We start from the raw sequence: 23,580 nt of genomic DNA, 5'->3' as shown, positions 1-23,580 counted from the left end.
AATTAAAACAAGAGGAGACTTGATGAAGCTGTATACCGCCGCCCGTGCCCCCAACCCGCGCCGCGTCGCCATGTTCATGGCGGAAAAGGGCATTCAGCTGGACCTGCAAGCAGTCGACCTGGGCAAGGGCGAACATCGCAGCGAGACTTACCTGGCCGTGAATCCATTCGGCCGCGTACCGGCGCTGGAGCTGGACGACGGCCGCATCCTGTGCGAAACGCGCGCCATCTGCACCTACCTGGAAGGCCTGCACCCGACGCCGAATTTGATGGGTGAGGGGCCGGAAGAACGCGCCTTTATCGAAATGGCCGACCGCCGCATGGAGCTGCACCTGTTTGCCATTGCAGCGAACAGCATCCGCCATTCACATCCCGGCTTTGCGCCGATCGAGAATCCGCAGTTTCCCGACTTCGGCGCTTCGCAGGGCGAGAAGTTCCGGGAGAATGCGAAATGGCTGGACGCGGTGCTGGCAGGGCAGCTTTTCGTGGCGGGACAACGTTTCACGATTGCCGATATCACCGGTTTTTGCGCGATCGAATTCGCGCGCGGGCTGATGAAATTCCGTCCGTCCGATCACGGGCTGGTGCACCTGCAGGCCTGGCGCGACCGCATCGCCGGGCGCCCAAGCGCCGCTGCCGGGGCTTGAGCGATGAACGCGGTACAGCGCCGGCGCTGGCTGGGCCGCATGGCCCGCTGGTCCGGCGCGGCTGCCGCCCTGGTAGCGATGGCTTCGGGCTCGTGGCCGCCGCGTGCCGTCGCCAGGCCACGGCCTTTACGCGCAGTGGCGTTGGCCATTCCTCCGTATGCCACGCTGGACGCCAGCGGCCGCAAGACCGGCCTGTTCGTGGAGGCCCTTGAGCTTATTTCCCGCGAGACGCGGCACCAGGTCGAGATCACTGTCGCCCCGTACGCCCGCGCCGTCGCCATGCTGCGTTCCGGCGAGGCAGACCTGATGATCGCCACGTCAAACTCCGCTATCGCGGAGGCGGCCGATCCCATGGGCATGTTGTGGACGACGGAAGTTATCGCCATCGGCCGGGCAGGTTTGAAGCTCGAGGGCCTGCAAGACCTGCGAGGCCGCACGGTTGGGATGTTGCGCGGCTCGGATTATGGCGCTGCCTTCCTGGAAGACCATGAATATCGCAAGCATGAGATTACCGACCAGTTGCAGGGCATCCGCATGTTGCAGGAAGGGCGGCTCGACGCTTCGATCGGCACCCGGCTGGCGGTGTTCCATGCCATGCGCCTGCTCGGGGTGCCACGCGCCAGGCTGGGCGGAACGCTGCCGGTGCAGTCGCGTGAAATCCATTTGCACCTGAGCCGCCGCAACGCCGATGAAGCGCTGGCGACGGAGTTGCGGCGCGCCGTGCAGGAACTGCGCAGCAGCGGCAAGGCCGATGCCTTGGTGGCTAAGTACCTGGCCGGGCTGCCTCTTGCCTGAATTTTCCGACGACCCCGCTCGGGAAGAAGTAGATGGCAAGGATGAACAGGATACCGAGCCACAGCAGCCAGCGGTCCGGATGCAGGGCCGCTTCCAGCAATGGCACGCCGGCCACCGCACCTGCTGCTTGCGCCATCAAGGACTTGAGGTAGTTGTTCGCCAGGATGAACAGGGCGGCGCCGATGACGGATCCATACATGGTGCCCATGCCGCCGATGACGACGATCAGGAGGATGTCGGTCATGACCTCAAAGCCGAGCGTGGTCTTGGGCCCGACATAACGCAGCCACAGCGCCATCAGCGCACCGGCCAGGGCTGCGGCGACGGCGCCGATGCAGTTGGCCGCGATGCGGTACACCACGGTGCGGTAGCCCAGGGCTTCGGCACGGAATTCGTTTTCGCGGATCGCCTGCAGCACGCGGCCGAACGGCGAGTTGACGATGCGCAGCAGGGCCAGGAAGATCAGCACCGCGCAGAAGAACACGATGTAGTAGGTGAGTACCTTGCCGTCCACGATGCGTCCCATGAACTCGCCGAACTCATTGGCCGGCGATAGCAGGTCCGGCACGTCGAAGGTCTTGCCGTCTTCGCCGCCGGTCCACTCCGACATTTGCGATGCCAGTACGGCGAATGAGGATGCGACCGCCAGCGTGATCATGGCGTAGAAAATGGCGCGTACCCGCAGTGCAAACAGGCCGATGATGAAGGCCAGGACCAGCGTCAACGCCAGCGCTGCGGCCAGACCCAGCGCCATGCCGCCCCAGGCCGGAGCGGGGCTGTCGAATCCGAGCCCGACGCCGTAGGCGCCGATGCCGAAGAACATGGTGTGGGCGAAGGACACGATGCCGGTGTAGCCGATCAGCAGGTCGTATGAAGCGACCAGCACGATGTAGATGCAGATGGTGGCCGCGGTATTGAGCGGGCGGGCGCCGCTGGTGATGAAGGGGGCCAGCGCGAGCCCCAGTACGACCACAAGCAGCAACACGGACAGCGCACGGCTGCGCGGCAGGTCGCCTGAAAGAAGGGTGTTCAGCATTTCATTTCCTCGACAGGCCGGCGGGACGCCATAGCAGGATGGCGATCATCAGCACGATATGCGATACAAGCGCCAGCTTGGGCGCCAGGAAGCCCGCGTAGTTGGCTGTCAAGGCCATCAGCAGTGCGCCGATGAAGCAGCCGCTGACCGACCCAAGGCCGCCGATGATGATCGTGATGAAGACCATGACCATCACTTCGCCACCCATCGAGGCAGTCAGCGTTTCCTTGTACAGGCCCCACATCACCCCGCCCAGGCCTGCCAGCGCGGAGCCGGCTGCAAACACCGCTACGAACAGGCGGCGGATGCGGTAGCCAAGCGCTTCGACCATTTCGCCGTTTTCGACGCCGGCGCGGATCAGCAAACCCAGCTTGGTGCGGTTCAGCACCAGCGTGAGCACGATGAATACCAGCACGCCGACTGCGACTGCCAGCAGGCGATATTTTTCGATTGCCGCGTCGCCTGCCACGAGGGCGCCGCGCAGGGCGGTCGGCAGGGGCATCGGATGATGGTCCCCGCCCCAGATCACGTGGATCAACTGTTCGACCACGATCATGCCGCCCATCGTGATCAGGATCTGCTTCAGGTGCTGGCCGTACACCGGCATGATGATGACGCGCTCAAAGGCCCAGCCCAGGATGGCCGTAACGGCCATCGCCATCACGATTGCGAGGCCCAGGGCAGCCAGGTTCATGCCGAGAGAGTCGGCCTCCACCCAGCCTTGCATTGGTACCAGCACCAGTGTTGCGGCAAACGCGCCGACGGAAACAAAGGCGCCGTGGCCGAAGTTCAGTACATCCATCAGGCCGAATACCAGCGTCAGGCCGCTGGACATGATGAAGATCATCATCCCCATCGCCAGCCCGGCCACGGTCAGGGTGACCCAGGTAGGCATGCTGCCTACCAGCGGCAGCATGGCCAGCATCAGGGCCGGCACCAGGAGCATTGGAATGAAGTCGCGTGGGACGGAAGGCATCGCGGGCGGCTCCTTATTGGTGTGAATCGAGGGCCAGGCCAAGCAAGCGCTCCTGCAAGGCGCGGTCGGCGGCCAGTTCGGCCATCGAACCGCCATGGACGATGCGGCCGTCGTCCATCACAGCCACGGTATCGCCAAGCTGGCGCACGAAGTTGAAGTTCTGCTCCACCAGCAGCACCGTGGCCTGGCCCTTGAGCTGGCGGATCGCATCGGCCAGGTTCTGGACGATGGCGGGGGCCAGGCCCTTGGTCGGTTCGTCGATCAGCAGCAGTTCGCGCGGCTCGACGATGGCGCGCGCAATGGCAACCATCTGCTTCTGGCCGCCGGACAGGTTGCCGGCGGGGTAGTTCCAGAACTTCTTCAGTGCCGGGAAGAAGGAGAAAATCCATTCCAGCCGCGCCGTCTCCATTGGCCCGCTGCGTGCGGCAAGGTAAAGATTCTCGCGCACGGTCAGGGCGTTGAACACGGCCATCGATTCGGGCACGTAGGCAATGCCTGCCTGCGCGATATCCGGCGTGCGCAGCTTGCCGATGTCGCGGCCATTGAATTCGACCTTGCCGGCGCTGGCCTGCCATAAGCCCATGATGGTGCGCAGCGTGGTGGTCTTGCCGGCGCCGTTGCGGCCCAGCAGGACCGTCAGTCCGCCGCGCGGCACCACCAGGTCGACGCCTTGCAGGATATGGTATTCGCCGATGTGCGTGTGCACGCCGGACAGTCTGAGCAGGGCGTCAGTCATGTTGCGCAGTCCCCAGGTAAGCTTCCTGCACGATGGCGGAAGACATGACAGTGGCCGGTTCGCCGTCCGCCACCAATGCGCCGTTGTGCAGCACGATGATACGGTCGGCCAGCGCACGCACCACGTCCATCTTGTGTTCGACCAACAGCACGGCCTTGTTGCGCTCTGCCTTGACCTGCTGGATCAGGTCCAGCACCACCGGCACTTGGTCCACGCTCATGCCGGCGGTTGGCTCGTCGAACATCATCACGTCCGGCTCCAGCGCAAGCATGATGGCCACTTCCAGCTTGCGCTTGTCGCCGTGCGACAGTGCGGTTACCGGCGTATCGCGCCGCGCCGCCAGCGCCACGCGCCCCAGGTAGTGGTCGGCGCGCGCGATCAGCTCCTTGTGGCTGGACCAGGTCGACCACAGCTTCATGCCGGCCTGGGCACGCGCCTGCACTGCCAGTCGTATATTCTCGTGCACGGACAGGTGGGGGAACAGGTTGGTGAGCTGGAACGCGCGGCCGATACCCTTGCGGGTACGGGCCGCCGGGCCGCTGCGCGTGATGTCTTCACCGCGCAGCAGGACCTTGCCGCTGGTGGCGGGCAACTGGCCGGACATCAGGTTGAAGTAGGTGGTCTTGCCGGCGCCGTTCGGGCCGACGATCACCGTCAACTGGCCCGCTTGGAAGTCGGCACTGACGTTATCGACGGCCGTGTGGCCTCCGAAGCGGATGGTCAGCCCGCGTGTGGACAGCAATGGAGTCATTGGATCAACGCCGCTTGTTCTTGATCGGGACCGGCAGCTCGGACGCCGGGATTTCGCGCACCAGTTCCAGCAAGTCCCATTCGCTTTTCTGGTCCTTCTTGATGCGGAAGTGGTACATAGGCTGCATGGCCTGGTGGTCTTCCTTGCGGAAGCGCATTTTGCCTTTCGGCGTGTCGAATTCCATGCCTTCCATGGCGGCGATCATCTTCTGCGCGTCGCCGCCGCCCGTCTTGGCCAGGGCGGTGTAGACCGCACTGGCTGCGCTAAAGCCGCCCGCCGTGAACATATCCGGCGGTTTCTTGTAGCGCTTTTGGTGCTCGGCCACGAACCAGTCGTTCATCCTGTTGTTCGGGAAGTTGTAGTAGTAATAGATGGTGCCCTCGGTGCCGGCGAACGATTTCCAGGTCTTCAGAACCGGCAGGATATTGCCGCCCGGCGCCAGCGTAATGCCATAGCGCTCCGGTTTCATGTCGGCGATCTTGTTCATCGGGTTCGGGCCGGCCCAGATGATCTGCAGCACGCGCGGTTGTGGGGCATCTTTCAGCTTGTCGAACAGGCGCTGTGCCGAGGCGGTGAAGTCGGTCGCGTTCTGCGGTGCGAATTCCTCATGCACGATGTTGGCTCTGGAGCCGGTCAGCTGCAGCGCTTCGCGCGCCGCAGCCACGGCGTCCTTGCCGAAGGCGTAGTCCTGCGCCAGGAAGGCCACGCTGCCTTGCTTGAAGGTGGAGGCGGCGGCCAGGCCATCCTGCATGGAGTTGCGGGCCGTGCGAAAGATGTACTTGTTCCATTTGGCGCCGGTGATCGCGTCGGCCACCGCAGGCTCCACGATCAGGACTTTTTTGTATTCCGCCGCGATGGGCAGCATGGCGATGGCGGAGCCGGAGGAGCTGGTGCCGACGGCGATATCGACCTGGTCGTCGCCATAGGCCTCGGCCAGCAGCGTGCGGCCAAGGTCCGGCTTGCTCTGGTCGTCCTTGACGAAGACTTTCAGCTTGCGGCCGTTGATTTCCATCCTGCCGCCGGTAAGGTATTCAAGACCCATCATGAAACCGGTCTCGGTCTCCTTGGCGTACGGCTCGAGGATGCCGGTTTTACCGGCGATGAGTGCAACCTTCAGTTCCTGCGCGCCGGCCATGAGCGGCGCCCAGGCGAGCAACAGCGGTATCAGCTTTTTCATCGATTAATCCACACTGGCGAGGAAGTTGCGCAGCGCTTCTTGCGCAGCGGGCTCGGACAGCATCGGCGCGTGGCCGACATCGGGCACCTCAGCATACAGCATGCGCGGTGCGGCAGCACGCATCGCATTGGCCTGCGCCGGCTCGATCAAGTCCGACAGCGCGCCGCGGATCAGCATGGTCGGCCGGCGGCGCGCCAGGCGGCGGAAGGCGAAGTGCGCCGCCATGGAAGTCGATCGCAGTTTGTTGGCGCGGATCGGCACGGCGATATTCGGGTCGTAGCGCATCGCCAGGGTGCCGTCGCCTTCCTCGCGGAAGGCGCGGCGCGCCCAGCGTTCCCATTCCCGGGCCGAGTTGGCGGGAAAGGCGACTGCGTTGATGCCGCTGATGTAATCGGCAGCCTGCTGCCAGCTCGTGAACTGCTCGCCCTTGCCGGTATAGCTCCGGATACGCGACAGGCCGCGTTCGGACAACGTCGGACCGACGTCGTTCAGGACCGCCGCTGCGATCAGCGGCGATTTGCGCAGGGCCAGGGTCATGGTGATCAAGCCGCCCATCGAGGTGCCGATGAACACGGCGCGCTCGATGCCCAGGTCGTGCGCCAGCTTGACCACGTCGTTGGCATAGACCATGGGGGTGTAGCGGTCGGGCTGCGAATCGTATTCGGAATTGCCGCGGCCGCGCACGTCGACGGCAATCACGCGGCGGCCCTGGGCCGCGATCCATGGCGCGACGTCTTCGAAATCGGCCGAATTACGGGTCAGGCCGTGAATGCAGATCACGGGCAGGCGCGCAGGGCCGCTGGCGGCAGGATAGTCGCGCGCATACAGGCGCAGGCCGTCGTCGCTGGTGTAGCTGATCTCGGAATACATGGTCCTCGTGGGCAGCGTTGCAGGAGCGTGCAGTGTGCAAGAAATGCATCGAAGCTGGAACCGGCGGCCGCGCCCACTGTGTGTGCAATTTTGCACAGCAACACTATGACGCGGGAAAATGATGCACAATACCCCGCATGAAAACCCTGCCCGAATGGACTGACTTGCGCTTCTTCCTGGAGCTGGCGCGCTCCGGCACCTTGTCCGGCGCCTCGCGCAGGCTGGAGGTGGAGCACACCACGGTCTCGCGCCGCATCGACCGCCTGGAGCAGCAGTTGGGCGCCACCTTGTTCGACCGCTCGCGCGAAGGCTACGAATTGACGGAGATGGGGCATGCCGTGCTGCCGCATGCCGAGGCGATGGAAAGCGCGGTACTGGCAGCGCAGGGCCAGTTGTCCGGTACCGAGGTCGCGATTCGCGGCGTGGTGCGCCTGGGTGTGCCGGAAGCGCTGGGCGTACGCTTCATTACGCCGCTGCTGGCGCAATTCCTGCAAGATTATCCCGAGCTGTCGGTCGACTTGCTGGTGCAGCCGCGCTTTGCCAACCTGGCCAGCCGCGAGGCCGATCTTGGCGTCACGCTGGATGCACCCAACACCGGCCGCTACATGGTGACGCGCCTGGCGTCATTCCGGCTTTACGTGTACGGTTCGCCGGACTACCTGGCGCGCCACCCGCCTATCCTGAAACGCAGCGACCTGGTTGGCCATGATTTTGTCGACTATGTGCAGGATCGCCTGGCCAGCAATGAGTTGAACTTCCTCGACGAACTGGGCGTCAACCCGCGCCGGCGCCTGTGCTGCACCGGCATGCTGGCGCAGGCCGAAGCCGCCGCCGCCGGCCTGGGCCTGATGATGGCACCACCGTATATGGCGACCGACGGCCGCCTGGTGCCGGTATTGCAGGATGAGGTTTTCGTGGAGCGCGCCTACTGGCTGGTGGCGCCGGTCGACTTGTACCGGCTGCCGCGGGTCAGGGCCGTGTGGAACTTGCTCCGTTCGTTCGCCGAATCGCGCGCCAACCTTTTTATCTCGAACAGATAAGGCAGATCGCTCGAAATTTCGGTCCGGTGCAGGTCGGGATCGGCCCGGTCCGGCAATGGCTCGCGCTGCGCCAGCGCCTGCAGTATGGGCCCGGGATCGTAGCTCCAGTCGACAACGTAGTGGCAAGGATCGCCTTCGCGCACCTTCATCAGCGCCAGTTCGAATTGGGACACTGAAACGACCAGCGGGTCGGCGTGCCCGCCCAGGAAGTCGAGGAAGGCCAGCGGCTGGTACTCGCGGAACGGCGAGATATTCTCCTGCCGGATGAAGGCCTGCAGCGCTTCTTCCAGCACCTCGGCCTGGCGCAGCAATTCAACCGTCAGCACACAGGTGCGCTCCAGCACATAGATCCGCCATAGAAGCACATTTCCGCGCGCTTCCTGCAAGTCCGGCGACCCGGCGACGCGGTGGTAATAGGGCGCATCGCCGGCGCCGGGCTGGTAAGTGGAGCGCATCAGGCCAAGCAGGATGCGCTGGTGGCTGGCAAGGTCCATATTCATCTCCATTCCCGCTGCCGCATTTGCTGAAGGGTGTCGGCGATGGCCGCATTGCCCAGGCCGGGCACGGCTTCCGGCATGAACTCGAATACGATCACTTCCGCCTCGGTCGCCACCTCGCGCAGGACTTGCTGCGCCAGGTCCATGGTGCAAGGGCGCGGCAGGCGCGAATGCACATCGAGCATCAGGCCATTGTGCTGCACGCCGCACGCCACGTGCAGCTCCTTCACATGGCGCCCATCGAGCTCCGCCAGGAAGGCCTGGATATCGAGCGCATGGTTATGTTCATCGCATTCCAGGTTGTACACGTCCAGGATCAGGCCGCAACCGCTGTCGCGCGCGACCGCGTTGAGGAAGCCGGCATCGCTGTAGTCGGCCGGGCAGTCGGGCACCACGTGCACGATATTCTCCAGCAGGAAGGGCACCCCGTAGCGCTGCTGCAGGCACCAGGCCCTTTGTGTGACCAGTTCCGCCGATTGCTCGGTGCGCGGCATGGCCAGCATGATGCCGAGGTGCTCGCCGTCGACCCGCGTGTAGCCAAGGTGCTCGCTGTGCCAGCGCACCCGCACCTGGTCCATCAATTCATCGAGCAAGTGCAGGTAGGTCGGCGACCAGCCGTCGTGCGAGCCGATGGACAGGCTGACGCCATGCACCACGATGTTCTTTTCGCGATCGATATTTTTCAGTTCGGCCAGGATGCCCTTGTCCAGCGAAATCTTGTCGCCGTCGGCCACCGCCATGGTTTCCGGCGTAACTTCGATGATGTCCACGTGCGGCAGCATCATCTCGAGCAGCGCCGGATCGCGCCCCTCATAGCTGACCCCCACGCCCAAGGCAGGGCGTGGGTCGCGCGCAGCCAGTTTAGCCGCGGAGTTCATGTTCCAGCACCGCGCCTTCGATGTGCGGCACTTCGCGCAGCACGCGGCCGATCGCCGGGTCGCCGCGCAGGAAGGTCAGGTCGAAGCCTGTCAGGCCGCAGTTGCAGCCGCCCTTGGGCACCATCTGTGCCACGGCGATATCGAGCGCTTTGTGCAATTCTTCCAGTGTGACCTTGCCTTCGCTGACGACGATTTTGAGATGGTTTTTCTTGGCATTGATCTGGCGTAGTTCTTCCATGACGATCTCCAGGCGGTCCGGTATCGGGGAGGGGGCGGGCCCTTCGGACCAGGCTATGGACCGCGCCCCGTGCTTTCCATGGAAGTCACTTTAGGCGGCAAGCGGGCGCGGCGAATTGGTACTGGCACCCAAATTCCGGAATGCCAGCACCTAGTTTTTATGCAGCGGGGCAGGTGGCCGGCGCAGCAAGTCGAGGCGCGTGGTGGCCCCCAGTTTGCCGAGCAGGGTGGAAACGTGGTGCTCGACGGTGCGTTCGGAACGGCACAGGCGCTGGGCGATCTCCAAATTGCTGAGCCCATCGAGCAGCAGTTCGAGTACCTGTGCTTCGCGACGGGTCAGGCCGCTCGGGTGATCGCGCGCTGCGGCGTAAGGACCGCGCCGCGACTTGGGCAACTGTGCCTGCGCGCCGCAGGCACGGGCGCGCTGCCGCGCCAAGGCCGCCGCCGGTGCGGCGCCGATCTGCTCCAGCAGCGCGACGGCCTTGGGCATGGCCTGTGCTGCCGCGTCGCCCGGCAGGTCAAGCAGGGCCAGGGCCGCTTCAAACGGCAGGCCCAATGCCAGCCAGGCATCGCAGGCGGCCTGCCCATGGCCGGCGTGTTCCGCGGCGCGCGGCCGCGGGGCGGCTGCCGCCTGTTCGCGATCGGCCGGCGCGATCGCCGCCCGCCGCTGCCAGGCACCGACTTCCGCCAGGTCCCAGGCATTCACGCCGGACAGGTCGAACCGGCCGATTTCATCCAGCCAACGGCGGCAACTATCCAGGTCCTGCACCTGCCAGGCCGCTTCCGTCAGCGCCAGCAGCACCGGCAGCAGGCGTTGCGATTCGCCGGTGGCGCGGGCCCACTGCAGCGCTTCCTGCAGGCAGCGCGCGGCCTCCTCCTCGCCCTGGCGCGACAGCGTGCGGCCCAGCACGGTCAATGCCGGCAGCCGCATCACCAGGCTCAGGTCGGGCAGGGCGAGCACCTGCCGCGCCAGCGCGGCCGCCTGGGCAAACTCGCCCTTGTCCAGGTGGAGTTGCGCCTGCCAGCCGGTCAGGTAATGCACCCAGGCGTCCAGTTCATGTTCGCGGTGGTAGCTGAAGCCTTCGGCCAGCAGGCGTTCGGCCAGGGCGAACTGCTTGAACACCACCGCGTATTCGACCCAGTTGCTGTAGATGCGCGCCGCGTGTTCGTGCAGGTGCTGGGCCAGGGCGCATTGCAGGCCGTCGGCCAGGTCTTGCTGGCCGCTGTCGTCGCCCAGGAACAGTTTGGCGCTGCCGATATTGGTCAGCGCATGGACGCGCGTGTCATGGTCGTCCAGCGCCGTCGCGAGTTCCAGCGCCAGGTGGCCCCATTCGATGGCCGACGCGGGATGGTCTTGCAATAGCTGGTGCTGGGATCGCATGCTGTAGGCCATGGCCAGCTCTTTGCTGTTCGGCAGTTGCTCCAGCGTGCGGATCGCTTCCAGCCCATAACGCTCCGCTTCCTTCGCCTCGCCGCGGTACCAATGGGTGCGCGCCAGCCAGCGCAGGTTCAGCCCGACCTTGTCCGGCCGCTCCACGCTTTGCCACAGCGCGATCGCTTTCAAGCGCGCTTCGATCAGGCGTTCGTCGATGCGCAGCAAGCCCGCTTCGTAGGCCCAGTCCTCGTAAAGCTGGGCGGCTTCGCCGGTCCAGCCCACCGCGTCCACGAACTGCAGCGCGCTTGCCAGGTGGGCCGCCGCCTGGCGGTGTGCGCCCAGCCGCGCCGCCTGGCGCGCCGCGCGCGGCGCCAGTTGCAGCACCATATGCGCATCCTGCGCCCCGGTCGCATGGTGGACCAGCCGCGCCAGTTCGATGCGGGCATGGGGCTGCGCCTGTTCGGTCAGGGCGCTGCACAAGCGTTTGTGCAAGGCACGGGTGGCTGCGGGACGCAGTCCGCTCAACACCGCCTGGCGCGCCAGTTCGTGGCGGAACGACAACAGGCCGTGACCGGCGCGCTGCAGCAGGCCGCTGTCGACGCTGCCGTCGATGGCATCGTGTCCATCATCGCCCAGCAAGGCTTCCAGCAAGCGCTCTTCCAGGGCCACCGGACTGACGCTGACCAGCTCCAGCACGGTGCGCACCTTGCCATCGAGGCGCGAGGTACGGGCCCAGACCGCGTCGCGCACCGAGGCCGGCAAATGGCTGGGGTCCCGGCTGCAGTCGGTCAGCAGTTCGGACAGGAAGAAGGGGTTGCCGCCGGTGACGCGGTAGAGCTCGGAGGGGTCGCAGTCGGCATCGCGTGCCAGCGTGGCGACCGCATCGGGCGACAAGGGCGGCAGGTCGAAGCGTTGGGTGCTGGCGGGCGGCAAGTCGCCGGCCCAGCGCCAGAAGGCATGGTCGGGTGGAAGCTCATCGTTACGGGCGCTGGCCAGCAACATGATGTGCTGGTCGGCGATGCGGCGGGCCAGGTACTTGAGCAGGTCCAGCGTGGCCTGGTCGGCCCAGTGCAAGTCTTCGCACATCACCAGCACCGGCCGCGGTTGCGAGGCAAGATGCCCCAGCAGCATCGGCATCAGGATGTCGGGACTGCCGGCATTGTCGATGGTGGACACCACGTCGGGGCCCAGTGCCGGCGCAAAGTCGCGCAGGGGGCCCAGCACGCGCGGCGTGGACAGGTCTTCGCACGCGCCTTGCAGGACGAAGAATTCGCCCTTCAGCGGCGCAGCAAAGGCTTGCAGCAGGGAAGACTTGCCAATGCCGGCTTCACCCAGCACCAGCGCCATTCCGCCCGCGCCTGAGCTAACGCGGCTGGCAAGCCGCTGCAAATCCTGCAATTGCCTTTCGCGCTCGAGCAGCATCTGGCTCTCCTCACTGCCATCATATTCCTGTCAGCGCAAAAAGATTCTCACCAATCGTAACGCGCGTCAGAACTTGTATGAAGCGGTCAGCTTGTAGGTGCGAGGATCGCCGTAGTAGGTGGTGACGGTGTTGAAGAAGCCACCGAAGGCATAGCCGGCCACCTTGTAGCGTTTATCCGTCAGGTTGCGGCCGTGCAGGCCGATTTGCAGGCGGCGGTCGGAACTGCTCCAAACCAGGCCGGCATCCCACAGCGTGAAGCCGCCTTGCGCCAGCATCAGGTTCTGCGGCACCAGCGCATCCATCGAAGCGATCCCGGTCGGGCGCACAATTTCGGCCTGGTACACCTTGTCCTTGTAGGACAGGCTGTTGTTGAAACTCATATTGCCGCCGCGGCCGAACAGGCTGACCGGCCATTCATACGTTGCGCCCAGGTTGGCCGATTTCTTCGGGGTGTTCTGGAATTCCGCGCTGTGCGCCACATTGATCAGGGTTGCGCCGCTGGCCACCATCCATTCCTTGTACTCGGCATCGATGTAGCTCAACATGCCGTTCAGCGACAACCCATCCGTGACGCGGGCAATGGCTTCCAGTTCAAGGCCCTTGATCTTCGCTTTGCCGGCGTTGGTCAGCGTGCCGGCAAAGCCGTTTACCTGGCCTTGCGCATTGAAAGTCGGAATCGAACCCGGGATCTGCACGTTCTCGTAGTCGGTATAGAACACTGCCGCATTGGTCTGCAGGCGGCCGCCGTTCAGCGACGATTTCAAGCCCAGTTCAACGGAATCGACTTCCTCGGGGTTCACGCCCTTGCGTTTTTCCAGCGAGGCCGGGGTGTTCGGGCCGCCGGTCGCCGCCAGGTCCATGCGCGGATCGAACATGCCGCCTTTGAAACCGCTCTGGTAGCTGCCGTAGATGTTGTGTTCCGGCGACAGCTTCCAGCCAAAGCCCAGCTTCGGGGTGAATTTCTTGTCCTTGCGGTGCAACTCGCCCTTGCCGAGATCGGTGTTCGGCGCCAGGCCCACGGCAGCGGGATTGCCCAGGTTGGGCGACCCGGCCAGGCCGAGGTAGCTGCGCTTGAAGATGGCGGCTTCGCGTTCGTCGTCGGTCCAGCGCCCGCCAACGCTGACGCTGAAGGTGTCGGACACGCTGTAGCTGGCATCCGCGTAGATCGCCCAGGTCTTCGAATCGATATCGTCGCGGGTCAGCAGCGACAGGCCGCCGGCAGCGTTGTACAGCACGTCGAATTCGTTGAAGGCATTGGTCTTCATGTAGAACAGGCCTGCCACCCCCTGCCACCTGGATCCGGTATAGGTGAGCTGGAATTCCTGGCTGTCCTGCTTGTCGGTGTAGATAGCGGGTGCTTCCCACAACGGCGCGTTCAGGGAATCGAAGTCGATGGGGGCGTAGGAGCGGGACGAGCGATGCGCGGTGACGGACTTGAACATCGTTTCGGCATTGATGTTGTAGTCGATGGTCAGCGAGGCGCCCTTGGTGGTCACTTGCTGTTCGTGACCGTTCACCTTGTACAGGTTGGCGCGCGTGTCGTAGCGCCCTTCCAGCGGCGGTTCGTTACCCGGCGGCGGGCCGTTCAGCAGGCGATAGCCTTGCTTCGGCTCGGAATTATCCTTGGTGTAGTCGGCGGCAAGACGGATGAACAGGTCGCTGTTCGGCACCAGTTCCGCGCTGATGCGGGCGGCGTTGACGTCCTTGTTGTAGTTCTCGCGGCCGTTGATCACGTTTTTGCCGAAACCGTCGCGGTTGAAGGTGCCGACTGTGCCGCCGATCCGCAGGATATCGCTGACCGGCGTGCTGCCTTTCAGTACCAGGTCGCGCTGGCTGTAGTTGCCCAGGGCGCCCTTGATTTCGAAGGTCGGCTTAGGGGACAGCTTACGGGTCACGTACTTGACTGCGCCGCCGATGGTGTTGCGGCCATACAGGGTGCCTTGCGGGCCGCGCAGGACTTCGATGCGTTCCAGGTCGTAGATGTCGGTCAGCGCGCCTTGCGGGCGGGCCAGGTAGACGTCGTCCAGGTAGATGCCGACGCCTTGCTCGTAACCGGCCACCGGGTCTTGCTGGCCAATGCCGCGGATGAAGGCGGTGAGGGTGGTGTTGGTGCCGCGCGAGGCCTTGAGGGTGGTGTTCGGCACGATATCGGTCAGGGCGGTGATGTCGGGCAGCGCCTTCTTCTCGAGCTGCGCGCCGGACAATGCGGTGACCGCGCCCGGCACGTCCTGGATCAGCTCTTCGCGCTTGCGGGCGGTGACGATAACCCGGTCCATCCCGCCTTCCGCCTGCTCGCCGCCGGCGCTTTGCGCCAGGGCCGGGTGGGCATACATGGCAGGAAGCGTCATCATCACGGCTGCTGCCGAGCGGCGCAGCATGAAGTTGTGTTTCGACACAGGCATCAAAGTCTCCTCAGGTTTTGTTATGCGAGGAGTGTGCATGTTTTGCCAACTGTGCGAAACTGACAGGGTTGCACTCACGTTGTGCAATTTTGCACACAATCGCGACTAGTGCTATTTCAAATTCAGTAAGAACTAGTCCGTACTGATATAGCTTCGGTATAGCTGTCCGCCTGCTTGATATCCTCAGCCAACATAACCAGCGGAGGAGTCGGATGACGGGCACGAATGAAACCAGGCGCAAGGTCTTTCTCGGCTTGCTGGGCGGCGTTGCCGGCCTTGCAGTTGGCGGCGGCGCGGCGGCCCGCGTGCTGGTCGACCACGAGGCCAAAGTATTCTGGCTGGATGGCGGCGGCGCCACTTACACGTTCGGCGTCAATGAACTGGGACAATTGCAATCGCTGTACTGGGGCGCTGCGCTTGCCGCCGGAGACAAGTTGCTCCCGCCTGTTACGGTTGAAGGCAATTCCTCCAACGAAGTACCGATTGCAATCTCCCCTTACGAATTTGCCGGCTTTGGTGGCGGACTGACCACCGAACCTGCCTTGAAGGTACGCTTTCCCGATGGTGTGCGCGACCTGGACCTGCGCTATGTGAGTCATGAGTCGCGGGACGGGCGGCTGGTCCTGCAACTGAAAGACGTGAAGCGCGCAGTCCACGTTTCGCTGGCCTATGCGATGGACGAGGCGAGCGGCATCCTCACCCGTTCCGCTACGGTGGAAAACCGCACGGGCAACTGGATCCAGGTCGACCAGATGGCGGCAGCCTGCCTGAATCTTCCTTACAGCGACGATTACCAGTTGTCCTTCCTGTCCGGGAGATGGGGCGGGGAGTTCATGCTCCAGACGAGGCCCGTCACGCCCGGTGCATTCGTGCTGGAAAGCCGCAAAGGCGTGACTTCCCACCAGGCTAACCCTTGGATTGCTTTAAGCCGCGGTGGCACTGGCGAAGAATCAGGGCCGGTATGGTTTGGGGCCCTCGGATGGAGCGGCTCGTGGCGTATCAACGTCGAAATGGATGCGATGGGCGGCGTGCATGCAACTGCAGGCTACAATCCATTCGACTTCAATCACCGCCTCAAACATGGCGAGAGCCTGGCATCCCCCGTCTTCCACGCGGGATTTTCCAACGAGGGCTTTGGCGGCGCCTCGCGCATTTTCCACCGCTACCAGCGCGAGCGGATCCTGCCGCACGCACCGGCACCACGCTTGCGGCCAGTCCTTTACAACTCATGGGAGGCGACCTTCTTCGATGTGACCGAGGCCGGGCAAATCGCATTGGCTGAAAAGGCCGCCCGTATCGGCGTCGAGCGTTTCGTGGTCGACGATGGATGGTTTGGCGCGCGGAACAGCGACAAGGCCGGCCTTGGCGATTGGGTGGTCAACCGGAAGAAATTCCCGAATGGACTCGGACCGCTGATCAAGCGGGTCAATGTACTGGGCATGCAATTCGGGCTGTGGGTCGAACCGGAGATGGTGAATCCGGACAGCGACCTGTATCGCGCGCATCCCGACTGGGTCATCAACTTCCCCGGCAGGCAGCGTTCCGAGGCGCGCAACCAGCTGGTGCTCAACCTCGCCAGGAAGGATGTGTACGAATACTTGCTGAAAAAGCTCGATGAACTGGTCGCCGGCAACAACATCGAATACCTCAAGTGGGACCATAACCGCACGTGGTCCGAGCCGGGCTGGCCGGAGGTGGGGCCAGATCAACAGCAGCGGCTCTACGTCGACTATGTGGACAATCTGTACAAGCTGCTGGCGGAGCTGCGCCGCCGCCATCCGAAGCTCGAGATCGAGTCGTGCGCCAGCGGCGGAGGCCGCGTCGACCTCGGTATCATGAAACTCACCGAGCAGGTCTGGACGTCCGACAATACAGACCCGTACGACCGCCTCGTTATCCAGGATGGATACAGCCATGCATATGCCCCGGCCGCGATGATGGCCTGGGTGACCGATTCGCCCAATTTCGTGAACAAGCGCGTTACATCGCTGGAGTACCGCTTCCTGTCCGCCATGCAGGGTGGGCTGGGAATCGGCGCCAACCTGAATCATTGGGTGGAGGAGGATTTCGCCAGGGCCCGTCGCATGGTCGAGGAGTACAAGCGCATCCGCGCCACGGTGCAATTGGGGAGTCTTTACCGGCTGGTCTCGCCCAGGAATGGCGCGCAGCGTTCGGCCACGCTATCGGTGTCGCAAGACCGTCGGCAAGCAGTGCTGTTCGCCTTCCTGCACTCGAGCATGATGCGCGCAGCGCAGCCCGTGATCCAGTTGCGCGGCCTGGCGCCTGACACGGTCTACGCCTTGCGTCCAATCGCCGGCAATGCAGCGCCGCGCACCCCGTCCAAGGCCAGCGGCGCTTACTGGATGGGGAACGGCCTGAAAGTGGCCCTGGAAGGCGACTTCCAGGCGGCAGCCTTCGTGTTGGAGGCCTTAGAAGCGTGAATTTTAAGTTCAGTCCGGAGTCTGGACCTGATAGGCGATGTTAAGAATGGGACGATAATCCTCTTTAGCCATGAAGAAGAAGGTTTTTTCTGTGCCGTTCGATATCCAGGTTGCGGCCTTGCCCTTGATTTTTCCGTTGCTTTCGCGTCGATGGGTCTCCTTGCCTGATTTTGAAACTTCGGATGCGTAAAGCTCGTCCCAAGCATCAGCGGCATCCTTGGCGGAGAGATCGTTGCTTAATTCAAGGGTCACTTGGGTCAACCGGGAATCTTTGAAGTAGAAGCGCGCCGTGAAAGAGTTTTTCCCAAGCTGGATGCCAGGAAGCTCAAGCTGTTCGCTGGCGCCATTTTGAAGTGTGCTCGGTTTAGCAGGGTTGGAAGCCTCGGGATTAATGCTACGCACTTCGGCGACGGACATCCCGTAAGCGCTGTTACGCCAAAGCGACTGGGCAACGCATGAAAGCGACACGAAGGAGAGTACTAATGCAAGCACTGAGCGGATCACACCCATAAACAACCTCTGAGTTCAAAGTACGCGTTTATACCATGACTGGCCTGGCGAAAGGGGCTCGTAGCTGCGAGCCAGAGCTTCGCCTGGATCCAGCTCCCGGTCCAGGCCGAGGGTACCGAAGGGGACCAGGCTTTCGTGGAATAGCTGCAGTACGCGCTGGCGTAGCAAAGGGCCGAAATCTGGCATGGCGCGCTGGCAGGCGATCAGGTTGAATTCGTTGAACGAGGCGTCGGTAACGAGGTTGTACTGGGCCCAGGTGATGTGGCTGCGCAGCGAAGGCACCAGGACGGCGCGGCCACCGTGCAGGTTGAGATAGTCGGCGAGGCGCCCCTTGCCGCCGACGGCCACGTAATTCTCCTGCGCCTGGTCAAGGTCGGCTTCCGGGAGCCAGGCTGCCGCCGCTTCGTCAAGCATCTCGTCGCTGGCGACGGTGGCGTGGATTTCGGCGTGGGACAGCAGGCCCATTTCAGCCAGGATGATGGCGAGCGTCCAGGCCTGCCCTGCGCCGGCGCAATCGGCCAGCCAGATGCGGGGCAGGGCAGCGCCGCGCAGGGAGTGTTCGGCGGCCTCGCGCAGCATGAGCGCTTCTGAAGGATTGTCGAACAGCGCCGCGGGCGGCACGTGCAGGGCACGCAACAGGGCGCTGGACGTGGCCGGATCGTGCAGGATCTGGTCCTGAACCTGCGACAGCGTAGCCAGGCCACACTGCTGCATAAATGCGAGCATCTTCTGCTTCAACGGCGCCCGCTCGTGCAAGCGAAAATCGAAACCGAAGCGGCGCACCAGCGCCTCAAGCAGCAGCTCCAGCTCGAGCTCTTCCAGTTCCGGCGCCGTGTTGCGGCGCAGTTCCCCGTTGGCGCCCATCAGTGCAGCCAGACCCGCATCAGCGACAGCAATTGCGCCACGTCCACCGGCTTGGTGATGTAGTCCGAAGCGCCGGCGGCGATACACTTGTCGCGGTCGCCCTTCATCGCTTTCGCCGTCAGCGTGATGATTGGCAGCGAGCGGAATTTCGGAATGCGGCGGATGGCGCGCATGGTGTCATAACCGTCCATCTCCGGCATCATGATGTCCATCAGGACGATCTCGATGGTCGGGTCGCGCTCCAGCACTTCGATGCCGTCACGCCCGTTTTCGGCGAAGGACACCAGCATCTGCTGGCGTTCCAGCAGCGAGGACAAGGCAAAGATATTGCGCAGGTCATCGTCGACGATCAGCACCTTGCGGCCCGCCAGGCCGGCATCGGCGGCATGCACTTCCTCCAGCATGCGGCGCTGGGCCTCGGGCAGGTTGGCTTGCGAACGGTGCAGGAACAGGGCGGTCTCATCGAGCAGGCGCTCCGGCGAACGGGCATCCTTGATGACGATGGTCTTGGCGTAGCGTTTCAGCTTGGCCACCTCCTTGCGGTTCAACTCCTTGGCGGTGTTGATCACGATCGGCAGGTCGCGCAGGCGCTGGTCCTTGCCGATCAGGTCCAGCAGGTCGAAACCGCTGATGTCGGGCAGGGTCAGGTCCAGCACCATGCAATCGAAGTGCGAGGCATGCAGTGCTGCCAAGGCGTCCTGGCCAGTGCCAACGGCCGTGATATCGACGTCGGAGTCGCCAATCAGCTTGACGATGGCGTCGCGCTGGTTCTCCTCATCGTCCACCACCAGCAGGTTGCGCTTGCCCCCGATCAGGAAGCGCTGGATGCGAATGAACTCCTCGTTCAGGTCTTCCTTGCTGACCGGTTTATTCAGGTACGAGATGGCGCCGGAACGCAGCGCGCGTTCGCGCTCGCGCAGGCTGGACATCACGTGCACCGGGATGTGGCGCGTGCTCGGGTCGCGTTTCAGGCGCTCCAGCACGGTGAAGCCGTCGATGTCCGGCAAGTCCAGGTCGAGCAGGATGGCGGAGGGCAGGTAATCGCGGGCCAGGCTCAGAGCCCAGTCGCCCTGGTGCGTGACCACCCCCTTGAAGTTCTTTTCGCGGGCAAAGTCCAGCACCACCTTGGCAAAGCGCTCGTCATCCTCGACGATCAGCACCGAAGGGTCGCCCGGTGTCGTGATCCCGCGGTCATCGAGGGTCGAACCATAGACCTGGTCGTCCTGCTCGACCAGTTGTTCCGGTGCCGCCGGCGTGTACACCACGGCAGGCGTCGCAAAGACCAGCGATGGCGGAGCGCCCGGAGCCGGCAGGCGCGGCATGGCCGGCTGGCGGGCCGTTTCGTAGTACACAAAGCCGGAACGGTTATAGGGCAGGAACAGGGTGAAGGTCGAACCGGCGCCGACGGTGGATTCCACCCGGATCTCGCCGCCCAGCAGGCGCGCCAGCTCGCGCGAAATCGACAGGCCAAGGCCGGTGCCGCCATATTTGCGCGCGGTGGAACCGTCGGCCTGCTGGAACGCTTCGAAGATCAGTTGCAGCTTGTCGCCCGCGATACCGACCCCGGTGTCGCTGACCGAGAAGGCCAGCACCGCATCGGCATTGCCAAGGTTCGGGTGGTCGTTGCTCCAGCCGCTTTGCACCAGCGCGATGCCCAGCGAAACCTGGCCATGGTTGGTGAATTTGAACGCGTTCGACAGCAGGTTTTTCAGCACCTGCTGCAAGCGCGTGGTGTCGGTCATCAGCGAGGCGGGCAGGTTGTCGCCCAGTTCCACCGTGAAGCCCAGGTGCTTGGCCTCCGCCATGTGGCGGAAGGTGCGCTCCACATAGCTGCGCAGGTTGGCGAACCGGTATTCCGAGACGTCCAGCGTAACGGTGCCGGATTCGATCTTCGACAAGTCCAGGATATCGTTGATCAGGGTAAGCAAGTCGGAACCGGAACCGTGGATGGTCTTGGCGAATTCCACCTGCTTGCCGGACAGGTTGCCCTCCGGGTTGTCGCCCAGCTGCTGCGCCAGGATCAGCAGCGAATTCAAGGGGGTACGCAGTTCGTGCGACATATTCGCCAGGAACTCGGATTTGTACTTGGAAGACAGGGCCAACTGGGTCGCTTTTTCTTCCAGTGCCAGTTTGGCCTGCTCCACCTCGCGGTTCTTCCGTTCCACCTCGATGTTCTGCTCGGACAGCAGCCGCGCTTTCTCCGCCAGCTCCTGGTTGGTCTGCTGCAGTTCCTGCGCCAGCGACTGCGACTGGGTCAGCAGCGATTCGGTACGGCTGTTCGCCTCGATGGTATTCAACACCACGCCGATCGATTCCATCAACTGGTCGAGGAAGGACAGGTGGGTTTCGGTGAAGCGGTCCAGCGAAGCGATCTCGATCACCGCCTTCACCTGCTGTTCGAACAGGATAGGCAGCACCACGATATTGGTCGGCGGCGCCGCGCCCAGGCCGGAACTGACCACGATGTAATCGCGCGGCACGTCGGTCAGCCAGATGCGCATTTTCTCCAGGGCGCACTGGCCAACCAGGCCTTCGCCGGGCAGGAAGGAAGTCGGCAGCTTGCGCGAAGAGCGGTAGCCGTAGCTGGCGATCATGCGCAGGCGGGCATCGGCCAACTGCGAGTCCATCATGTAGAACACGCCGTGGTGCGCCGACACCAGCGGCGCCAGTTCGGACAGGATCAGCTTTGTCACGGCCTGCAAGTCGCGCTGGCCTTGCAGCAGGCGGGTGAAACGCGCCAGGTTGGTCTTCAGCCAGTCCTGCTGCGCATTCTTCTGCGTGGTTTCCTTCAGGTTGCGGATCATCTCGTTGATGTTGTCCTTCAGGTAGGACACCTCGCCGCGCGCCTCCACCTGGATGGAGCGGGATAAGTCACCGCGCGTCACGGCGGTCGCCACCTCCGCAATCGCACGCACCTGGTTGGTCAGGTTTGCCGCCAACTGGTTGACGTTCTCGGTCAAGTCCTTCCAGGTGCCTGCCACGCCGGATACGTTAGCCTGGCCGCCCAGCTTGCCCTCGGTGCCCACCTCGCGCGCCACGCGGGTCACTTCCGAAGCGAAGGACGACAACTGGTCCACCATCACGTTGATGGTGTCTTTCAGCTCGAGAATCTCGCCTTTCACGTCCACGGTAATCTTCTTCGACAAGTCGCCGCGCGCCACGGCGGTGGTCACCGCCGCGATATTGCGCACCTGGCCGGTCAGGTTGGATGCCATGAAGTTCACGTTATCGGTCAAGTCCTTCCAGGTGCCGCCGACGCCCGGCACATAGGCCTGGCCACCCAGTTTGCCCTCGGTACCGACCTCACGCGCCACGCGCGTCACTTCCGAGGCGAAAGAGGACAACTGGTCCACCATCACGTTGATGGTGTTTTTCAGTTCAAGGATCTCGCCCTTCACGTCCACGGTAATTTTCTTCGACAAGTCGCCGTTCGCCACAGCGGTGGTCACCTCGGCGATGTTACGCACCTGGCCCGTCAGGTTGGACGCCATGAAGTTCACATTGTCGGTCAAATCCTTCCAGGTGCCGCCGACGCCGGACACGTTGGCCTGGCCGCCCAGCTTGCCCTCGGTACCCACCTCGCGCGCCACCCGGGTCACTTCCGAGGCGAAGGAGTTCAACTGGTCCACCATCACGTTGATGGTGTTTTTCAGCTCAAGGATCTCGCCCTTCACGTCCACGGTAATCTTCTTGGACAAGTCGCCGTTCGCCACGGCGGTAGTCACCTCCGCGATATTTCGAACCTGGGAGGTCAGGTTACCCGCCATCGAGTTCACGGAGTCGGTCAAGTCCTTCCAGGTACCCGCCACGCCTTTCACCTGCGCCTGGCCGCCCAGCTTACCCTCGGTACCCACCTCGCGCGCCACCCGGGTCACCTCCGATGCGAAGGAAGACAGCTGGTCCACCATCACGTTGATGGTATTTTTCAGTTCCAGGATCTCGCCCTTCACGTCCACCGTAATCTTCTTCGACAAGTCGCCGTTCGCCACCGCGGTCGTCACCGCCGCGATATTCCTCACCTGGCCGGTCAGGTTGGAGGCCATAAAGTTCACGTTATCGGTCAAGTCCTTCCAGGTGCCGCCGACGCCCGGCACGTATGCCTGGCCGCCCAGCTTGCCTTCGGTGCCCACCTCGCGCGCCACGCGCGTCACTTCCGAAGCGAAGGAGCGAAGCTGGTCCACCATCACATTGATGGTGTCTTTCAACTGCAGGATCTCGCCGCGCACGTCCACCGTGATTTTCTTGGACAGGTCGCCGTTCGCCACCGCGGTAGTCACCTCCGCGATATTACGCACCTGGGAGGTCAGGTTCCCCGCCATCGAGTTCACGGAGTCGGTCAAGTCCTTCCAGGTACCCGCCACGCCTTTCACCTGCGCCTGGCCGCCCAGCTTGCCCTCGGTACCCACCTCGCGCGCCACCCGGGTTACTTCGGAAGAGAAGGAGGTAAGCTGTTCCACCATGGTGTTCGCAGTCATTGCCGCACGCAGGTACTGGCCTTTCAGCGGGTGCCCGTCGACTTCCAGCGCCATGGTTTGCGACAGGTCGCCCTTCGCCACGGCACCGATCACGCGCGCCATTTCGGTCGTCGGGCGCACCAGGTCGTCGATCAGGGTATTGACCGCACTGATGATGGTCGCCCAGCCGCCGGAAACATGAACAGTCGCCCGCTGCGTCAAGCGGCCTTCGCGGCCCACCACGCGGCTAACCTCCGTCACCGACTTCACCATGCGCTCATTGGTTTCGATGATGTCGTTGAGGGTGTCGGCGATCTTGCCCGACACACCGGTCCAATCGGACGGCAAGCGCGCAGAGAAATCGCCTTTTTTCAGGGCCATCAGGGTGGACAGGATCAGCTTCAGGTCCAACTCTTCCGGCAGTTCGGTCATGTCGTTCATTCGACGGTACCTCAGGTATGAAGATGGAATG

Annotated in this window: 18 protein-coding genes; 4 read left to right on the top strand and 14 right to left on the bottom strand. The window is 63.5% G+C overall.

Annotated elements, in window-relative coordinates; translation table 11 throughout:
* The first annotated feature begins 22 nt into the window (after positions 1–22).
* On the top strand, positions 23–646 hold the full coding sequence (locus BM269_RS08075; protein ID WP_090436499.1) for a glutathione S-transferase family protein: 624 nt from the start codon (positions 23–25) through the stop codon (positions 644–646).
* 3 nt (positions 647–649) lie between these two features.
* Positions 650–1,441 (top strand): substrate-binding periplasmic protein, encoded by a 792-nt coding sequence (locus BM269_RS08070; RefSeq protein ID WP_090436498.1) that lies wholly within the window; start codon positions 650–652, stop codon positions 1,439–1,441.
* Here BM269_RS08070 and BM269_RS08065 read toward each other — a convergent pair.
* The 6 genes from BM269_RS08065 to BM269_RS08040 are packed head-to-tail and all read right to left on the bottom strand — an operon-like array spanning position 1,410 to position 6,987.
* Entirely contained in the window at positions 1,410–2,477 is a 1,068-nt protein-coding gene (locus BM269_RS08065; protein WP_170860317.1) for a branched-chain amino acid ABC transporter permease, read from the bottom strand. The two genes, BM269_RS08070 and BM269_RS08065, sit on opposite strands and share 32 nt — an antisense overlap.
* A 1-nt stretch (position 2,478) precedes the next feature.
* On the bottom strand, positions 2,479–3,453 hold the full coding sequence (locus BM269_RS08060; protein WP_090436497.1) for a branched-chain amino acid ABC transporter permease: 975 nt from the start codon (positions 3,451–3,453) through the stop codon (positions 2,479–2,481).
* A gap of 13 nt (positions 3,454–3,466) precedes the next feature.
* Complete coding sequence (locus BM269_RS08055) at positions 3,467–4,189, bottom strand: ABC transporter ATP-binding protein (protein ID WP_090436496.1); 723 nt, start codon at positions 4,187–4,189, stop codon at positions 3,467–3,469.
* Positions 4,182–4,931 (bottom strand): ABC transporter ATP-binding protein, encoded by a 750-nt coding sequence (locus BM269_RS08050; RefSeq protein ID WP_211482673.1) that lies wholly within the window; start codon positions 4,929–4,931, stop codon positions 4,182–4,184. Before BM269_RS08050 ends, BM269_RS08055 begins: the two co-directional genes overlap by 8 nt.
* 13 nt (positions 4,932–4,944) lie before the next feature.
* Positions 4,945–6,117, bottom strand: coding sequence for a substrate-binding domain-containing protein (locus tag BM269_RS08045; RefSeq protein ID WP_090436494.1), 1,173 nt, complete (start codon positions 6,115–6,117; stop codon positions 4,945–4,947).
* Positions 6,118–6,120: 3 nt separating this feature from the next.
* The gene (locus BM269_RS08040; protein ID WP_090436493.1) at positions 6,121–6,987 is read right to left on the bottom strand and encodes an alpha/beta fold hydrolase; all 867 of its coding nucleotides are present in this window, start codon (positions 6,985–6,987) and stop codon (positions 6,121–6,123) included.
* Between the two features lie 137 nt (positions 6,988–7,124).
* On the opposite strand from BM269_RS08040, the gene BM269_RS08035 reads away from it, so the two are divergent.
* Positions 7,125–8,027 carry a LysR family transcriptional regulator gene (locus BM269_RS08035; protein WP_090436492.1) on the top strand — a complete coding sequence of 301 codons (903 nt, stop codon included), beginning with the start codon at positions 7,125–7,127 and terminating at the stop codon, positions 8,025–8,027.
* On the opposite strand, the gene BM269_RS29005 is transcribed toward BM269_RS08035, so the two are convergent.
* The 5 genes from BM269_RS29005 to BM269_RS08015 all read right to left on the bottom strand — a co-directional run bounded on the left by BM269_RS29005 (position 7,913) and on the right by BM269_RS08015 (position 14,839).
* Positions 7,913–8,521 carry a hypothetical protein gene (locus BM269_RS29005; protein ID WP_139232687.1) on the bottom strand — a complete coding sequence of 203 codons (609 nt, stop codon included), beginning with the start codon at positions 8,519–8,521 and terminating at the stop codon, positions 7,913–7,915. The genes BM269_RS08035 and BM269_RS29005 overlap by 115 nt on opposite strands.
* Positions 8,522–8,523: 2 nt before the next feature.
* A complete protein-coding gene (locus tag BM269_RS08030; protein WP_090436491.1) occupies positions 8,524–9,402 on the bottom strand; it encodes an MbnB/TglH/ChrH family RiPP precursor modification enzyme in 879 nt (292 codons plus the stop codon).
* The gene (locus BM269_RS08025; RefSeq protein WP_090436490.1) at positions 9,386–9,640 is read right to left on the bottom strand and encodes a hypothetical protein; all 255 of its coding nucleotides are present in this window, start codon (positions 9,638–9,640) and stop codon (positions 9,386–9,388) included. Before BM269_RS08025 ends, BM269_RS08030 begins: the two co-directional genes overlap by 17 nt.
* A 150-nt stretch (positions 9,641–9,790) precedes the next feature.
* Positions 9,791–12,436, bottom strand: coding sequence for an ATP-binding protein (locus BM269_RS08020; protein WP_090436489.1), 2,646 nt, complete (start codon positions 12,434–12,436; stop codon positions 9,791–9,793).
* A 66-nt stretch (positions 12,437–12,502) separates the two neighbouring features.
* Entirely contained in the window at positions 12,503–14,839 is a 2,337-nt protein-coding gene (locus BM269_RS08015; RefSeq protein ID WP_170860316.1) for a TonB-dependent receptor, read from the bottom strand.
* Between the two features lie 212 nt (positions 14,840–15,051).
* Between BM269_RS08015 and BM269_RS08010 the strand changes: the two genes are divergently transcribed.
* Entirely contained in the window at positions 15,052–17,280 is a 2,229-nt protein-coding gene (locus BM269_RS08010) for an alpha-galactosidase (RefSeq protein WP_090436487.1), read from the top strand.
* Positions 17,281–17,289: 9 nt separating this feature from the next.
* Here BM269_RS08010 and BM269_RS08005 read toward each other — a convergent pair whose 3' ends face one another.
* Genes BM269_RS08005 through BM269_RS07995 form a run of 3 tightly spaced genes read right to left on the bottom strand, consistent with a single transcriptional unit; the run spans position 17,290 to position 23,549 of the window.
* On the bottom strand, positions 17,290–17,790 hold the full coding sequence (locus tag BM269_RS08005) for a hypothetical protein (RefSeq protein ID WP_139232686.1): 501 nt from the start codon (positions 17,788–17,790) through the stop codon (positions 17,290–17,292).
* Positions 17,791–17,805: 15 nt separating this feature from the next.
* Entirely contained in the window at positions 17,806–18,654 is an 849-nt protein-coding gene (locus tag BM269_RS08000; protein ID WP_090436485.1) for a CheR family methyltransferase, read from the bottom strand.
* The gene (locus BM269_RS07995) at positions 18,654–23,549 is read right to left on the bottom strand and encodes a HAMP domain-containing protein (RefSeq protein ID WP_090436484.1); all 4,896 of its coding nucleotides are present in this window, start codon (positions 23,547–23,549) and stop codon (positions 18,654–18,656) included. The genes BM269_RS08000 and BM269_RS07995 overlap by 1 nt, the downstream gene beginning before the upstream one ends.
* Positions 23,550–23,580 lie beyond the last annotated feature (31 nt).

It is taken from the genome of Duganella sp. CF458 (genome assembly GCF_900113115.1).
Lineage (GTDB): Bacteria > Pseudomonadota > Gammaproteobacteria > Burkholderiales > Burkholderiaceae_D > Rugamonas.
The sequence above is the reverse complement of the archived record's forward strand: the minus strand, read 5'-3'. Positions and strand labels throughout refer to the sequence as shown.

Coding starts and splice junctions, on each gene's coding strand:
- BM269_RS08040 (WP_090436493.1), bottom strand. CDS start 6,987: ATGTATTCCGAGATCAGCTACACCAGCGACGACGGCCTGCGCCTGTAT.
- BM269_RS08010 (WP_090436487.1), top strand. CDS start 15,052: ATGACGGGCACGAATGAAACCAGGCGCAAGGTCTTTCTCGGCTTGCTG.
- BM269_RS07995 (WP_090436484.1), bottom strand. CDS start 23,549: ATGAACGACATGACCGAACTGCCGGAAGAGTTGGACCTGAAGCTGATC.
- BM269_RS08005 (WP_139232686.1), bottom strand. CDS start 17,790: ATGGGTGTGATCCGCTCAGTGCTTGCATTAGTACTCTCCTTCGTGTCG.
- BM269_RS29005 (WP_139232687.1), bottom strand. CDS start 8,521: ATGGACCTTGCCAGCCACCAGCGCATCCTGCTTGGCCTGATGCGCTCC.
- BM269_RS08000 (WP_090436485.1), bottom strand. CDS start 18,654: ATGGGCGCCAACGGGGAACTGCGCCGCAACACGGCGCCGGAACTGGAA.
- BM269_RS08020 (WP_090436489.1), bottom strand. CDS start 12,436: ATGCTGCTCGAGCGCGAAAGGCAATTGCAGGATTTGCAGCGGCTTGCC.
- BM269_RS08075 (WP_090436499.1), top strand. CDS start 23: ATGAAGCTGTATACCGCCGCCCGTGCCCCCAACCCGCGCCGCGTCGCC.
- BM269_RS08035 (WP_090436492.1), top strand. CDS start 7,125: ATGAAAACCCTGCCCGAATGGACTGACTTGCGCTTCTTCCTGGAGCTG.
- BM269_RS08045 (WP_090436494.1), bottom strand. CDS start 6,117: ATGAAAAAGCTGATACCGCTGTTGCTCGCCTGGGCGCCGCTCATGGCC.
- BM269_RS08060 (WP_090436497.1), bottom strand. CDS start 3,453: ATGCCTTCCGTCCCACGCGACTTCATTCCAATGCTCCTGGTGCCGGCC.
- BM269_RS08070 (WP_090436498.1), top strand. CDS start 650: ATGAACGCGGTACAGCGCCGGCGCTGGCTGGGCCGCATGGCCCGCTGG.
- BM269_RS08055 (WP_090436496.1), bottom strand. CDS start 4,189: ATGACTGACGCCCTGCTCAGACTGTCCGGCGTGCACACGCACATCGGC.
- BM269_RS08030 (WP_090436491.1), bottom strand. CDS start 9,402: ATGAACTCCGCGGCTAAACTGGCTGCGCGCGACCCACGCCCTGCCTTG.
- BM269_RS08015 (WP_170860316.1), bottom strand. CDS start 14,839: ATGCCTGTGTCGAAACACAACTTCATGCTGCGCCGCTCGGCAGCAGCC.
- BM269_RS08065 (WP_170860317.1), bottom strand. CDS start 2,477: ATGCTGAACACCCTTCTTTCAGGCGACCTGCCGCGCAGCCGTGCGCTG.
- BM269_RS08025 (WP_090436490.1), bottom strand. CDS start 9,640: ATGGAAGAACTACGCCAGATCAATGCCAAGAAAAACCATCTCAAAATC.